Below are 14731 nucleotides of genomic sequence, written 5' to 3' on the forward strand. Positions count from 1 at the left end.
TGTAGCTTCTAATTTTTATTAATGTGGTAACCAAGATTTATAATAATTCTCATCTGCAATAGGCATTGCATCCTCACATATTTGCAAAGGTTTAAAGGTATCAACCATTACTGCAAGTTCTTCTGTTTCTGTTTTACCTATACTTCTTTCTACAGCACCCGGATGCGGACCGTGAGGAATTCCTGCAGGATGTAATGATATGTGACCCGCTTCAATATCATTGCGACTCATAAAATCCCCATCTACATAATACAATACCTCATCACTATCTATATTGCTGTGATTGTAAGGTGCGGGTATACTGTCTGGGTGATAATCATATTTACGCGGACAGAAACTACAAACTACAAACGCATCTGTCTCAAATGTTTGATGTACAGGCGGCGGTTGATGTATACGCCCTGTAATAGGCTCAAAATCGTGAATTGAAAATGCATATGGGTAATTGTAACCGTCATAACCTACTACATCAAATGGATGCGTGGCATAAACCATATCAAAAAGATCATCTTGCTTTTTAATTTTCATTAAAAAATCACCCGTTTCATTGTTTGTTTCTAACTCATAAGGCCTGCGCAAATCACGCTCACAAAAAGGAGAATGTTCTAATAATTGACCAAACCAGTTACGGTATCTCTTTGGTGTATAAATAGGTCGTCTTGACTCTACAATAAATAATCTGTTATCGCTTGTGTCAAAATCGAGCTTATATATGGTTCCTCTAGGGACTAAGATGTAGTCTCCATACTTGAAATCTAGATTCCCTAAATGACTTCTAAATTTACCACTTCCTCGATGTACAAACAGGAGTTCGTCTGCATCACTATTTTTATAAAAATAATCTTGAGTTTTGTTTTGAGGAGCAGCGAGAATAATGGTACAATCACTATTTGTTAGAATAGGCTTGCGACTGTCAAGATAATCTGCCTCGGGTTTGATCTCAAAACCTCTAAATCGGTACGATTGAATGTGATTTTCTTTTGATACCCTAGGCTTAACACTTTTACTTCCCTTTATTTCTTTAACCTGTGTAGGTCGTTGTTCGTGATACATATTACTATACATACCATCAAATCCTATTGTGCCAAACAGTTGCTCGTAATATAAACTACCATCTGGCTTTCTAAATTGCGTATGACGCTTATGGGGTATTTCACCAAGTTTATGATAGAAAGGCATAGTCTATTTTGATTTAAGTCTACAACAACTTAAGGTCATTGTATTTTTCTTCGAAAACGTTATCGATTGTTACAAATATCGTAAAAAGACTAGCGAATCAAACTAATTTTTTCTTAAAACCAAAATCCTAAACTAAAATTCCAATACACTTTATCAACCTCTGGAGAATAAGACAGTTTTGTTTGAAGCGGTCCTAAGAGTGTTTCTAAACCATACCCTACAAAATAACCCGTGTAATCTGGTGCCGAAAGCCAATTGCCCGTTGTAAATAAATCATTTTCAAGGTTCGCAAAATTACCTCCAAAATTAAGGTGATGCTTTCGGTAGAAATTATAGTCAAAGCTAATATCAGATTTTACAAGACCGTCTGCAGCAGAACTTATATAATCGTAACCGTAAAATGAAATTATATTATTTACAAAATCATTACCCCAGCCACCAAGAATAAAATCTAAGCTCCCGGCTTCTGAATCACCAATTTTAAATCCGCCTTCTACCCCTATCTGTACTGAGAATTTAGGCACAATTTTATGCGCATACTTAGCTCGCGCTTTACCCACTGAAAATTCTTCAAAATCATTATTATAATCAGAAGAAAGTAAATAAAGATGAAAATCGCCATTAAAATACCAGCCAGAAGTGGGAAAGTATTTATTATCAAAACTATCTAACACCAGGTTACCATAGGTGCTAAAATAATGACTGTTATCAAAATATACTTTTGCTTCAGGATCATCTTCCAGCCTCACGCTTTCGGTATCTATTTTCAAAAATTTATGCTCTACACCTAAATTCAATGAGAACTGTTTCTGAAAAAGAGTTTGTATATAAACCTGATTTGTGAAGTCTGTATAATCTACTGTTAAGCTATTAAAACTCTCGAGAGGAAGATCACTTAATTGTTCTACAAATCGTGCATCTACCCGTCGTTCAAAACTATTATAAGTAGCCCGAAGCCCAAATCCTATATAAAAACCGTTATCACTATAGTAATCAAAATTGTACCTAATATTATCTCCCAGCGCCAGATCTAAAGAGACAATATCATTCTTAAAGAGGACGCGCTTCTTAGTTATATTCATCAAAGCCGCACTTTTATAAACATCATCATAATGTATAGCAGCCTTGATAAAAGTTGTCGCTTCACTTTCAGAAAGATTTAAGGCTAGATGATACTCTCCGTTATCATAAGCTTCTAATCTATGATTAATACGCTGAAAGTTATTTGTTGCAGCTAGGTTATTAATTCCTCTAAATAACGCTGCATAGGTCATCTTAACAGGCGGCTTAATTTTTAATTTTCCGAGGATATAGGAACGCGTATAATAGAGATTCCCATTTATACCTACACTCTTTATCTTTAGGGTATCATTTTTATCTAGTGTGAGTTCTGGTTTGCGGTATGTTGTATTCTGTAACTGGGCAAGTTTTGAAAAATCTGAGCTATATTGTTTAGCTTTTTTCTCACCGCCTTCTATAATTTCACTTCCTTTTTCAAAATCTACCACACTAAAACCGGCAATATTCGGCTTGATATAAATATCAGTTTCAGAAACTTTATCTTTCATAGCCTCGATCGTGCGGTAATTATTTATCTGGATGAGCATTTCGGGAGCACTTTTGAGTTCACTTTTTCCTCTCAAATCATCTTGCACATCAACACCTATAATAAAATTTGCACCCCTGCGGCGCAATTCTTCTACAGGATAATTATTAACCACACCTCCATCAATTAATATTCTACCATCTACAATCACCGGACTAAAAAGAGAGGGCAATGCCCCACTAGCCGTTATGGCTTCTGGCAAACAGCCTTTGTCAAGTATAATTGCCTGCCCTTTTTCTGCATCTGTAGCAACACAAAAAAATGGTATGGGTAATTCTCCAAAGTCTTCTACTTCCTGTACGTGGTGGGTAAGTTCAGTAAATAAATTGTATATATTTTGACCTTTAGATAAGGCAGATGGAAATGAGATTTTAAAATGATCAAATGGTAGACTTATAGCATATTTTTCTGCATCTGCTCGCTCATTAAACGACTGTGCGCTACGCGGAAGATTATCTTGAATAAGCTTATCAAAGTTTACTACTTTAAAAATTGAATCCAACTGGTGCGCATTGTATCCTGATGCATATAACCCTCCTATAATAGCACCCATACTGGTGCCTCCTATATAATCTATCTTTATTCCTGCGGCTTCAATCTCTTTTAAAACACCTATGTGTGCGAGTCCTTTTGCTCCACCTCCGCTAAGTACCAGACCTACTTTTAAATCAGGCCCTTTAGGAAAACTTTCAAAATCTATAGCCGTACTGTCCTGTGCATAGAATGCCCAATTCATCAAAACTAGAAACAACAGACAGTAGTTTATTTTCATTTTATTTGTTGATAATGATTATATATGATCCTTGCCTTTGCAGGGCCTATTACTTCTGCCAGTGCTTTTTCTGAAGCTTCCTTGACTTTTGAAACAGATCTAAACTGAGTAAGTAGTTCGATTACTGTTTTTTCTCCTATCCCAGGGATTGTCTCAAGTTCTGTACTTATTGCGGCATTACTACGCTTATTTCGATGAAATGTGATTCCAAAACGGTGAGCCTCATTACGCAACTGTTGAATAACTTTTAGTGTTTCACTTTTTTTATCTAAATAAAGTGGAATAGAATCTCCCGGATAAAACAACTCCTCGAGTCGTTTTGCTATACCTATAATTGCAATTTTGCCACGCAATCCCAAGTCGTCCAGTGCTTTAACTCCTGATGAAAGCTGGCCTTTACCTCCATCAACAATGATAAGCTGAGGCAATGGTTCGTCTTCATTGAGTAAACGTCTGTATCTTCTAAAGACAACTTCTTCCATAGATGCAAAATCATTGGGTCCTTCGACAGTTTTGATATTAAATTTACGATAATCCTTTTTACTAGGTTTTCCATCTTTAAAAACCACACAAGCTGCAACCGGGTTTGTTCCTTGAATATTAGAATTATCAAAACACTCAATATGTCTTGGCTCTACGGAAAGGCGCAAATCTGATTTCATTTGAGCCATTAATCTATTCACATGACGGTCTGGATCAACGATTTTTGTTTGTTTAAATCGTTCCATCCTAAAATACTTTGCATTACGCTCAGAAAGCTCTACAATACGCTTTTTGTCTCCGAGCTTAGGAACTGTAACTTTAAATTTCTCCCCAAGATCTACCGGAAAAGGTGCGTAGATTTCCGGGGATTGTGAATTAAAACGCTGGCGGATCTCAATAATTCCTATTTCAAGTAATTCTTGATCAGACTCGTCTAATTTTTTCTTCAATTCTAATGTATGAGATCTAATAATCGCCCCATGTGAAAGTTGAAGAAAGTTTACATAACCGTATCCTTCATCAGATATAATACTAAAGACATCTACATTATTAATAGACGGGTTAACTACAGTGCTTTTTGCTTGATAGCCTTCAAGAATTTCTATTTTCTCCTTTATGCGCTGAGCATCTTCAAACTCCATAGCTTCCGCATGCTGCTTCATTCGGGATTTAAAACGATGTAACGAGTCTTTGAAGTTTCCTTTTACAATATCTCTAATTGCGTCTATATTATCGTGATAGGTTTCTGCAGATATAAGATCTTCACAAGGACCTAAGCAATTACCTAAATGATATTCTAAACAAACTTTATACTTACCTGATTCTATTTTTTCTTTAGAAAGATCATAATTACACGTACGCAGGGGATATAAGCCTTTAATAAGATCGAGTAAGGTATGTACGGTTTTCATACTTGTATAAGGGCCGTAATATTCACTACCATCCTTAATAAGTCTTCGCGTAGGAAAGACTCTGGGAAAACGTTCGTTTTTTATACAAATCCAGGGATAACTCTTGTCATCCTTAAGCATCACATTGTATCTGGGCTGGTAGTTTTTTATCAGGTTATTTTCCAGCAATAGTGCATCTGTCTCACTATCAACTACGATGTGTTTTATTTCAACAATCTTCTTGACCAGAAGATTAGTTCTAGCATTATCATGCCTCTTAGTAAAATAAGAAGAAACGCGTTTTTTTAAGTTTTTTGCTTTGCCTACATAAAGCAATTTCCCTTTTTTATCATAGTATTGATATACTCCGGGACCGCTTGGAAGCGTCTTTAATTGTAAATCTAAATCTGGTATTTCCATCTAATTCAAATTTACAGCTTCTTGGAGAAATAAAATTAATGATCCTTGCGCTTAGCTGATGCTTTGGTCGTTATTTAACGCTGTATCTTTACAAATTCAACTAATATTTTACCAACTAATATTATGAGCAAATTAACCTAGTTTTAGATGGTATTATACTTTAACAATTATGCTTTTACTAAATTGCAACGTATGGAAAAAGTAATTATAGGTCGTATAGACCGCGCCGATTTTCCAAAACTGGGCTTATCTGATATTGATATTAAAATAGATACAGGTGCATACACCTCATCTATTCATTGTAATCATATTAGAGAGGAAGACAATATTTTATGCTGTACATTTCTCGACCCAAAACATCCAGAATATAATGGCAAAGAAATGCGCTTTTCAGATTACGATATTACTGCTGTAAAAAGTAGTAATGGCGAAATACAATACCGGTATGTGGTACAAAGCAACATTACTATATTTCAAAAAACATTTAAAATATCACTAACACTTAGTTCTCGTGAAGACATGCGTTTTCCGGTATTAATTGGACGAAAATTCCTCACTAAAAAATTTATTGTAGATACTGAATTAACAGATGTCTCACACTCCCAGAAAGCCTTATGAATATAAAAATTTTATCACGAAATGGTGGCTTATACTCTACTTCACGTCTTGTTGAAGCTGCAAAAAAGCGCAAACATAACGTGGAGATCATAGATCCGCTAAAATGTGATCTTATTATTGAAAAGAAAAAGCCCTCCGTTTATTACAAAGGTCGTTACCTTTCAGACTCAGAGGCTATAATTCCTCGTATAGGTGCGTCAATCACCTATTATGGCACTGCTGTTGTAAGACAGTTTGAAATGATGGGGTGTTTTACAACCACAGAGTCACAAGCTCTGGTTAGAAGTCGGGATAAGTTACGCAGTCTACAAATTTTATCGCGCGCACGTTTAGGTTTACCTAAAACCGTATTTACTAATTATTCTCGCGATGTTGGTGAAATTATTGATCACGTAGGTGGCGCACCATTAATAATAAAATTATTAGAAGGAACTCAAGGATTAGGAGTTGTTCTTGCTGAAACTAAAAATGCAGCAGAATCTGTAATAGAAGCCTTTAATGGGTTACAGGCTCGTGTAATTGTTCAAGAGTTTATCAAAGAGGCAAAGGGAGCAGATATTAGAGCATTTATAATAGATGGTCACGTAGTAGGCGCGATGAAAAGACAAGGGAAAGAAGGCGAATTTAGATCTAACTTACACAGAGGGGGTACGGCAGAGGTTATAACTCTTTCAGATGAAGAAGAAATTGCAGCTATAAAGGCAGCTAAAGCTATGGGACTTGGAGTCGCTGGTGTAGATATGCTTCAAAGTGCAAGAGGACCTTTAATTCTTGAAGTAAATTCTTCTCCGGGTCTAGAAGGTATTGAGCGTGCTACCGGTAGAGATATTGCAAAAGAAATAATTAAATACATAGAACGAGGCGTATAAGTATATGACTGGTATAGATGAAAATAATATCCTACATATTCTAGGGGAAAAAATCCCTCCCGGGGCACGAAGAACACTTAATTTTAATTTGGCAAAATTATACACTACGACCTCAGTAGAAGTGCCTATTATTATACAGCGCGCAAAAAAACCGGGACCTTGTATTCTTATAACCGCCGGTATTCATGGTGACGAGATTAATGGTGTAGAAATCGTACGCCAGGTAATTTCAAAAAAAATTAATAAGCCTACGCGAGGTACTATTATTTGCATCCCAGTTATTAATGTTTTTGGCTTTCTTAACATGGAACGGGCTTTTCCTGATGGAAGAGATCTCAATCGCGTATTTCCAGGAACACGCAAAGGTTCGTTAGCTGGCAGATTTGCGTATCAGTTTAGCAATAGAATATTACCTACAGCAGACTTTTGTCTTGACTTTCACACCGGTGGCGGAAGCCGGTTTAACGTTGCTCAAATACGTGTAGATCCAGACAAAAAAGATTTGATAGAATATGCGAAGATATTTGGAGCGCCATTTACCGTTTATTCTAAAAACATCTCAAAATCATATCGATCAACGTGTGAGAAATTAAATATTCCTATTCTTTTGTTTGAAGGCGGAAAATCCCAAGTAAGTGATAAAGATATAGCCCGCGAAGGTGTTTTTGGCGTTATGCGTATTCTACAACATTTTGACATGCTTTCTAAAGAATTTTCTGCTCCTCCTCTTGCAAAAATGTCAACTACAATTGTGACGAGTTCTTGGTTACGAGCAAAGTATAGCGGCTTACTACATCTCAAAAGTAACTGTGGTGATTTTGTTGAGAAAAATGAAGTTATTGCTACTATTACAGACCCTTATGGCTCTTTTAGACATAAAGTCAAAGCTACTAATGATGGCTATATCATCAATTCTAATGAAGCTTCTTTAGTTTATCAAGGAGATGCTATATTTCATCTATCTACTTCAGAGATCAAATATGACTAAAGCTGAATTAAGACAAACCTATAAAATCAAACGAGAAAGTTTATCTGCAGAGGAACTTGAGGAGCGCAGTTTATTAATTGCTAATCAACTTCTTAAACTTCCTATTTGGGACTTTGATTTTTACCATATTTTCTTAAGTATTCAACACTTAAAAGAGATTAATACCGAGTATATTCTGAATATACTAAGTGGTAAAGACAAAAATATCGTGTTATCAAAAAGTGATTTTAAAGATTACTCGATGCGTCACTACCTTCTCACCGATAATACACGGTTGAAAATTAATAATTGGGGAATACCCGAACCAGAGAATGGAATTGAGATCAACACAAATCAACTCGATGTGATTTTCATTCCTTTACTTGCGTTTGATAAATCGGGTTCCAGATTGGGTTATGGCAAAGGTTTTTATGATCGTTTTTTAGCTGATTGCTCATCAAAATCGCTCAAAATAGGTTTATCACTTTTTGATGCAGAAGAGTTGTTACCCAGAGCTTCTACAGATGTTTTGCTAACTCACTGTATAACACCGAATAAAACGTATATATATTAACACAATATCGATATTTTTCCTATCTTCAACCTCATTTTCAAATAACCAATACGCATGTCAGCCAGTAAACAAAATGGAATATTTTCATTTTTTGTAAAGAAAACAGCCCCTGAAACTGAAGAGTTCAGAGAAAACTTTTTTTATGAGCAAATTGCAACCTTAGTAGGTGCAGGTGGTTGGAGAGTAGACTTTCTCAATAAAAAGAGTTATTTTGATAAACAACTTCAGAAAATACTAGAAACTCCAGACAGTTACAAACCTTCACTAAAACATGCCTTGCATTTTTTTGAAATGAATTTTCATGAAACTATTATAAATAGTTATCACAATCTAGCTAGCGGTACTCCTATTTTTGATGAAGTAATTAAAATGGTTACCTATACAAACAAAACTTTCTGGGCACACGCCATAAGTAAACCAGACATAGACAATAATGGTGAAATTGTAGGTTTAAAAGGGGTTGTTGTAAATGTAAATAAAGAGAAAGAACGCGAGTTGATGTTAGAAAAGGCAATAGACCTTGTTGAAGCAAATAACTCTCGCCTTTTTACTTTTGCAAATTACGTTTCCCACAACATAAAATCACATGTTAACAACCTAGAGCTAACTAGCCAGCTAGTAGAAACACAGAAATTTACAGAAGACCAGAAAGAGCTCTTCAATAACTATAATGAGATCGCTAAAAGTTTAAACCGAACAGTATCGCGTTTAAATGAAGTAGTTTCTATACAAACTAAAGCTTCACTGCCAAAAATAACCATCGATCTGGAAGAGACTTTAGAGGAAATCAAAACACAGCTTCGCCCTCTTATCGAGCAGGAGGAAGCATATATCTATACTGATTTTTCTGAAGTCCCTGAAATTGAATATAATCAAGAATTCTTAAATAATATTTTTACCATTTTAATCAAAAATGGAATCCTAAATAAAAGTCCTAGCCGTAAGCCGGAGATTAAAGCATATTGTATAGAAAACGATAAGAAGATCTCCTTGATTATTGAAGATAACGGGAAAGGTTATGACTTATCTGATAGAAATGCAGATCAAATTTTTCACATGTCGCGAAGTACAGATAACAATGAAAATAATCAATCTGTAGGATTATTTATTGTCAAAAATCAAGTTGAAGCTCTTGGCGGTAAAATTGAAGTTAAAAGTAAACTTGGCTACGGTACAAAATTTATTATCACAATTTAAAATCCTGCTTAAGCCGGTTTTCCTTCTTTTGCAAATGCACGTTTATTAAACACTAACAATAAACCCACTCCGGTACTTATTGCCATATCTGCAATATTAAATACTGCATTAAAGAACGTAAAGTAATTACCACCCCAGATAGGCAACCATTCTGGTAAATAACCCTCCCAGATAGGAAAATAGAGCATATCTACAACACGCCCATAAAAAATACTTGAATACCCACCATCTTCTGGTAAGAACGTAGCTAATTGCCCTGCACTACTGTCGAAGATGATACCATAAAATACGGAGTCTATTATATTACCAAAGGCACCTGCAAAAATTAGCGCAATACCTACGATAAGAATACGAGACATATTCTTTTTTACACTGTCATATAACCAATATCCTATAAGCGGAAGAATACCTATTCTAAAGAGAGTAAGAATAATTTTACCATAATCGCCCGGGATTTTAGCTCCCCAAGCCATACCTTCATTTTCTACAAAAAGAATTCTAAACCACTCAAAAACCTGAACTTGCTCCTGAAGTTGAAAATGTGTTTTTATGTAAATTTTACTAATTTGATCTATAAGTAATATCAGAACAATAATTCCTACGGCCTTCTTTAATGACATGTGCTGTTGTTGATTAGCGAATGGTAAAAATAATTAATTTATTGAGATTGGGAGACTCTTATATTTCCGTCAACGCTTTTAAGTTTTAAATGATACTTACCATCGCTCTTATTCTCTGTTTCATTGTTTCCGTTGCGTGATATAGCTTCTACTTGTGCGTTTGATGTTTCTATGTAGATACTCCCGCGCAATGTATTAATCACCCCGTCTCCAAGATAGTTTATAAGATTACAATCTCCACTCATAAGGTTTACATTTAAATACTTAAAAGTTCCTTCTGCCCATAATGAAGCCAAAGAAGATCGTACCCATAATTCTTTATTTTCAGGCATTTCAATGTTTAAAACAATAGATATTACCTTGTGGGCTGCAAGTTTATCATCAAAAGCTTTAAACCCGATAGACCGTTTTATATAAATACGCCAAAGATCATTTTCTTGTTTAGGATCTACCAATACACTTTCAAAAGTTTCTCCCTCTACTTCGGCTGTAATTTTAAATTCTTGAATTTTTGAAGCTTGTACTCGTATTTGAAATACCTCATCTGAGTCTATATAAATTCCTTTTAATTCCTCAGAAGGAATACGATACTGCATTTGTTTCTGCCCAAAACCTGTACCGGCTAAAAGGAAAAATAATACTAAAAAAATAATTTTATGGGTCTGCATAATCAGGAAACAAAAAACGCCTCAGCAAAGACTGAAGCGTTTATAAATTTTATGGTGCAGTAATTACTGCATATTTTTTGCCTCGATACTTAATGTAGCGTGAGGAACAAGCTTTAAACGCTCCTTGTTGATTAATTTACCTGTAACGCGGCAAATACCAAATGTCTTATTCTGAATACGGTTTAGTGCATTCTTTAAGTCACGTATAAATTTTTCCTGGCGTATTGCTAGTGCAGAATTAGCTTCTTTACTCATAGTCTCGCTGCCCTCTTCAAAAGCTTTAAAGGTAGGAGATGTATCATCTGTACCATTATTGCCATCATTCATATAAGCACTTTTAATAAGGTCTAAATCATTCTGAGCCTTATCTATTTTAGCTTGAATAAGAATTCTAAACTCCTCTAATTCTGCGTCGCTAAATCGCTCTTTTACTTCTGTCGCCATATTGTATCTACTGTTTTTTTATAGCCAACTTTGTTTCAACATCTTCAAATGTAATGGCTATACCGTTAGTAACTTGCTCTGCAACCTCGAGTTTTGCGGTGAGCGTCTCTAATTTAATATAGTCTAAATTGTCGATAACGGCTTGCTCGATCTTACCGTCACGCTGTATTTGTACTTCTATTTTATCTGTCACTTCAAAACCACTGTCTTTTCTCAGGTTTTGAATACGATTTACAAGTTCTCTGGCGATACCTTCATTCTTCAAAGCATCATTAAGCGTTACATCAAGTGCAACAGTTAAAGGACCACTACTTGCAACTAACCACCCCTCAATATCTTGAGATGTTATTTCCACATCTTCGGGCGCCAAAGTAACACTTTTTCCATTAATGTCCACCGTGATTTTTCCTTCATTTTCAATAGTAGTAATATCTGCTGCATTCATTGCATTAATTGCGCTAGCCACAAACCTCATATCTTTTCCAAAACGCGGACCTAAGGTTTTAAAATTAGGCTTTATAGATTTTACTAATATTCCGGATGCATCATCAATAAGTTCTATTTCTTTGACATTTACTTCAGACTTAATCAAATCTTGTACCGCAAGTATTTCTTCTCGCTGCTCGTTGTCTAAAATAGGAATCATTATACGTTGCAATGGTTGGCGAACTTTAATTTTCTCCTTCGCACGTAAAGAAAGTGTTAAGGATGATATAGTTTGCGCCTTTTGCATCTTATGCTCCAGTTTTCTATCAATAAATGAAGCATCACTAACCGGGAAATCTGAAAGGTGAACACTCTCTGAAGTTTCTAAGCCAGTCAACCCATTTAAATCTTTGTACAAACGATCCATAAAAAATGGAGCCACCGGTGCACTTAATTTTGCAACAGTAATTAAACATTTGTACAGAGTCTGGTATGCAGAAATCTTGTCGTGTGCGTAATCGCCTTTCCAGTAACGGCGACGACTTAAACGCACAAACCAGTTACTTAGATTTTCCTGAACAAATTCTGAAATTGCTCTTGTAGCCTTTGTAGGTTCATATTCTGAATAAAACTTATCTACTTCAGCAATTAAACTATGTAATTCTGAAAGAACCCAACGGTCTATTTCTGGTCTATTTTTAAGTTCAATATCTGCTTCAGAATAATTAAAGCTATCAAGATTAGCATACAATGAAAAGAACGAATAGGTATTGTAAAGTGTACCGAAGAATTTACGTTGCACTTCAGTAATACCATCAAGATCAAACTTTAAGTTATCCCAAGGGTTTGCATTACTTATCATATACCAGCGTGTTGCATCTGGACCAAAAGTGCTTAACGTGGTAAAAGGATCTGCCGCATTGCCTAAGCGTTTAGACATTTTCTGACCGTTTTTGTCTAGCACAAGTCCGTTAGAAACAACGTTTTTATAAGCAACATCGTCAAAAGTCATTGTAGCTATCGCGTGCAAAGTATAAAACCATCCACGAGTTTGATCTACCCCTTCAGCAATAAAATCTGCTTTGCGCCAGGTTGATTCTACCATTTCCTTATTTTCAAAAGGGTAATGCCATTGTGCATACGGCATACTACCACTATCAAACCAAACATCAATAAGATCAGATTCACGACGCATTGATTTTCCGCTTTGCGAAACCAAAACAATCTCATCTACGATATTTTTATGTAAGTCTACAAGGTCGTAGTTTGCATCAGTCATGTCACCTGCAACAAAACCTTCAAAAGGATCTGCTTGCATAACACCAGCTTCTACTGCTTCAGTGATTTTTTCTTTTAATTCAGAAACCGAACCAATGATAATTTCTTCTTTACCATCTTCGGTTCTCCAGATAGGTAATGGTATTCCCCAGTAGCGCGAGCGCGATAAATTCCAGTCATTAGCATTTGCTAACCAGTTACCAAAACGACCTTCTCCTGTTGCTTTAGGCTTCCAATTTATACCCAAGTTTAATTCGTGCATACGATCACGCACATCGGTTACTTTAATAAACCAGGAGTCTAACGGGTAATATAAAATAGGTTTATCTGTACGCCAGCAGTTAGGATAACTGTGAACATACTTCTCAACCTTAAAAGCTTTATTTTCTTCTTTTAGCTTTATTGCGATCTCAACATCTACACTTTTCTCTGGTGCTTCGCCATCATCGTAATATTCATTCTTCACATATTTACCACCAAATTCCTGCAACTCTGGTCTAAAACGGCCTTGTAAATCTACAAGTGGCACAAGATTACCATTCTCATCTTTTACCAGCATAGGCGGCACCTCTGGCACTGCCTGCTTGGCAACCATAGCATCATCTGCACCAAATGTAGGTGACGTATGTACAATACCGGTACCATCTTCTGTAGTAACAAAATCGCCAGAAATTACTCGAAATGCATTCTCCGGATTATCGTGAGGTTTCACATAATCGATTACCGGCTCGTAGCGTAATTCTAACAAATCACTACCCTTAAATTCTGAAAGAATTTGATAGGGTATTTTCTTATCGCTTTCTTTAAAATTTGAAAAATCTTCTTCGTTTTCGGCTGCAAAGAATTTTTTATCAAATTGCTTGCTTACCAAAGCTTTTGCCAGAACTACTTGGATAGCGTCGAATGTATATTGGTTAAAAGTTTTCACCAACACATAATCAATCTTTTTACCTACGGTTAATGCCGTATTAGAAGGCAATGTCCAGGGAGTAGTCGTCCAAGCCATTAAGTATTTCTGTCCTTCAAATGCCGCTAAGGGAGATGCTTTAAATGTCTCATCTTCTAAAACTTTAAACTGTGCAGTTACCGTAGTATCTGTAACATCTTGATAGGTACCTGGCTGGTTTAGTTCGTGCGAACTTAAACCGGTCCCCGCCTTTGGAGAATAGGGCTGTATCGTATAACCTTTATAAATAAGGCCCTGGTTGTAAATATTCTTTAGAAGCCACCATACTGACTCCATGTATTTTGGTTTGTAGGTAATATACGGATCTTCCATATCTACCCAATATCCCATTTGCTCGGTAAGGTTGTTCCACACATCGGTGTAGCGCATTACCGCATTTTTACAGGCTTCGTTGTATTCGCTAACGCTTATTTTTTTACCAATGTCTTCTTTGGTAATACCCAGTTCTTTCTCAACACCTAACTCAACCGGAAGTCCGTGCGTATCCCAACCGGCTTTACGCTTAACTTGTTTTCCTTTTTGAGTTTGAAAACGGCAAAAAATATCTTTAATCGCACGCGCCATAACGTGGTGAATACCAGGCATTCCGTTTGCAGATGGCGGCCCCTCAAAAAAGATATAAGGGTCGTTGCCTTCTCGTGTAGAAATACTTTTTTCAAATATGTCGTTTTCCTTCCAATAGGCTAAAATTTCTTCGGCCACTTTAGGTAGGTCAAGTCCTTTATATTCAGGGAACTTTGTGCTCATGGTGTG

General features: G+C 36.0%; 12 protein-coding genes. 5 read left to right on the plus strand and 7 right to left on the minus strand.

Annotation, left to right across the window (positions count from 1 at the left end; genetic code table 11):
* Positions 1-18: 18 nt before the first annotated feature.
* From ABVM53_RS06185 to uvrC, 3 genes are all read right to left on the minus strand, one after another.
* On the minus strand, positions 19-1179 hold the full coding sequence (locus ABVM53_RS06185) for a homogentisate 1,2-dioxygenase (protein WP_371455632.1): 1161 nt from the start codon (positions 1177-1179) through the stop codon (positions 19-21).
* 113 nt (positions 1180-1292) lie between these two features.
* Positions 1293-3557: a patatin-like phospholipase family protein gene (locus ABVM53_RS06190; RefSeq protein WP_405330505.1), complete on the minus strand. Its 2265-nt coding sequence runs from the start codon at positions 3555-3557 to the stop codon at positions 1293-1295.
* On the minus strand, positions 3554-5350 hold the full coding sequence (uvrC, locus tag ABVM53_RS06195; protein ID WP_371455630.1) for an excinuclease ABC subunit UvrC: 1797 nt from the start codon (positions 5348-5350) through the stop codon (positions 3554-3556). The genes ABVM53_RS06190 and uvrC overlap by 4 nt, the downstream gene beginning before the upstream one ends.
* Positions 5351-5542: 192 nt before the next feature.
* Here uvrC and ABVM53_RS06200 point away from each other — a divergent pair, with 192 nt between their 5' ends.
* Genes ABVM53_RS06200 through ABVM53_RS06220 form a run of 5 tightly spaced genes read left to right on the plus strand, consistent with a single transcriptional unit; the run spans position 5543 to position 9575 of the window.
* The gene (locus tag ABVM53_RS06200) at positions 5543-5968 is read left to right on the plus strand and encodes an ATP-dependent zinc protease (RefSeq protein ID WP_371455629.1); all 426 of its coding nucleotides are present in this window, start codon (positions 5543-5545) and stop codon (positions 5966-5968) included.
* Positions 5965-6837: a 30S ribosomal protein S6--L-glutamate ligase gene (rimK, locus tag ABVM53_RS06205; protein WP_128758023.1), complete on the plus strand. Its 873-nt coding sequence runs from the start codon at positions 5965-5967 to the stop codon at positions 6835-6837. The genes ABVM53_RS06200 and rimK overlap by 4 nt, the downstream gene beginning before the upstream one ends.
* 4 nt (positions 6838-6841) lie before the next feature.
* Positions 6842-7825 carry a succinylglutamate desuccinylase/aspartoacylase family protein gene (locus tag ABVM53_RS06210; RefSeq protein ID WP_371455628.1) on the plus strand — a complete coding sequence of 328 codons (984 nt, stop codon included), beginning with the start codon at positions 6842-6844 and terminating at the stop codon, positions 7823-7825.
* A complete protein-coding gene (locus ABVM53_RS06215; RefSeq protein ID WP_405330509.1) occupies positions 7818-8378 on the plus strand; it encodes a 5-formyltetrahydrofolate cyclo-ligase in 561 nt (186 codons plus the stop codon). Before ABVM53_RS06210 ends, ABVM53_RS06215 begins: the two co-directional genes overlap by 8 nt.
* A gap of 54 nt (positions 8379-8432) precedes the next feature.
* Positions 8433-9575 (plus strand): sensor histidine kinase, encoded by a 1143-nt coding sequence (locus ABVM53_RS06220; protein ID WP_405330511.1) that lies wholly within the window; start codon positions 8433-8435, stop codon positions 9573-9575.
* 8 nt (positions 9576-9583) lie between these two features.
* On the opposite strand, the gene ABVM53_RS06225 is transcribed toward ABVM53_RS06220, so the two are convergent.
* The 4 genes from ABVM53_RS06225 to ileS form a co-directional block, all read right to left on the minus strand.
* Complete coding sequence (locus tag ABVM53_RS06225; RefSeq protein ID WP_128758027.1) at positions 9584-10195, minus strand: lipoprotein signal peptidase; 612 nt, start codon at positions 10193-10195, stop codon at positions 9584-9586.
* Positions 10196-10233: 38 nt separating this feature from the next.
* Positions 10234-10863 (minus strand): hypothetical protein, encoded by a 630-nt coding sequence (locus ABVM53_RS06230; RefSeq protein WP_405330513.1) that lies wholly within the window; start codon positions 10861-10863, stop codon positions 10234-10236.
* A gap of 63 nt (positions 10864-10926) precedes the next feature.
* Complete coding sequence (locus ABVM53_RS06235; RefSeq protein WP_128758029.1) at positions 10927-11307, minus strand: TraR/DksA C4-type zinc finger protein; 381 nt, start codon at positions 11305-11307, stop codon at positions 10927-10929.
* A 7-nt stretch (positions 11308-11314) separates the two neighbouring features.
* Entirely contained in the window at positions 11315-14725 is a 3411-nt protein-coding gene (gene ileS, locus ABVM53_RS06240) for an isoleucine--tRNA ligase (protein ID WP_405330515.1), read from the minus strand.
* Positions 14726-14731 lie beyond the last annotated feature (6 nt).

Source organism: Leeuwenhoekiella sp. LLG6367-2.1 (assembly GCF_045055775.1).
In the GTDB taxonomy this organism is placed as follows: Bacteria; Bacteroidota; Bacteroidia; order Flavobacteriales; family Flavobacteriaceae; genus Leeuwenhoekiella; species Leeuwenhoekiella aequorea.

Bases quoted from the DNA above. Each gene is read 5' to 3' on its own strand.
- ABVM53_RS06215 (WP_405330509.1), top strand. From the start codon at position 7,818: ATGACTAAAGCTGAATTAAGACAAACCTATAAAATCAAACGAGAAAGT.
- ABVM53_RS06220 (WP_405330511.1), top strand. From the start codon at position 8,433: ATGTCAGCCAGTAAACAAAATGGAATATTTTCATTTTTTGTAAAGAAA.
- uvrC (WP_371455630.1), bottom strand. From the start codon at position 5,350: ATGGAAATACCAGATTTAGATTTACAATTAAAGACGCTTCCAAGCGGT.
- ABVM53_RS06200 (WP_371455629.1), top strand. From the start codon at position 5,543: ATGGAAAAAGTAATTATAGGTCGTATAGACCGCGCCGATTTTCCAAAA.
- ABVM53_RS06235 (WP_128758029.1), bottom strand. From the start codon at position 11,307: ATGGCGACAGAAGTAAAAGAGCGATTTAGCGACGCAGAATTAGAGGAG.
- ileS (WP_405330515.1), bottom strand. From the start codon at position 14,725: ATGAGCACAAAGTTCCCTGAATATAAAGGACTTGACCTACCTAAAGTG.
- ABVM53_RS06190 (WP_405330505.1), bottom strand. From the start codon at position 3,557: ATGAAAATAAACTACTGTCTGTTGTTTCTAGTTTTGATGAATTGGGCA.
- rimK (WP_128758023.1), top strand. From the start codon at position 5,965: ATGAATATAAAAATTTTATCACGAAATGGTGGCTTATACTCTACTTCA.
- ABVM53_RS06210 (WP_371455628.1), top strand. From the start codon at position 6,842: ATGACTGGTATAGATGAAAATAATATCCTACATATTCTAGGGGAAAAA.
- ABVM53_RS06185 (WP_371455632.1), bottom strand. From the start codon at position 1,179: ATGCCTTTCTATCATAAACTTGGTGAAATACCCCATAAGCGTCATACG.
- ABVM53_RS06230 (WP_405330513.1), bottom strand. From the start codon at position 10,863: ATGCAGACCCATAAAATTATTTTTTTAGTATTATTTTTCCTTTTAGCC.
- ABVM53_RS06225 (WP_128758027.1), bottom strand. From the start codon at position 10,195: ATGTCATTAAAGAAGGCCGTAGGAATTATTGTTCTGATATTACTTATA.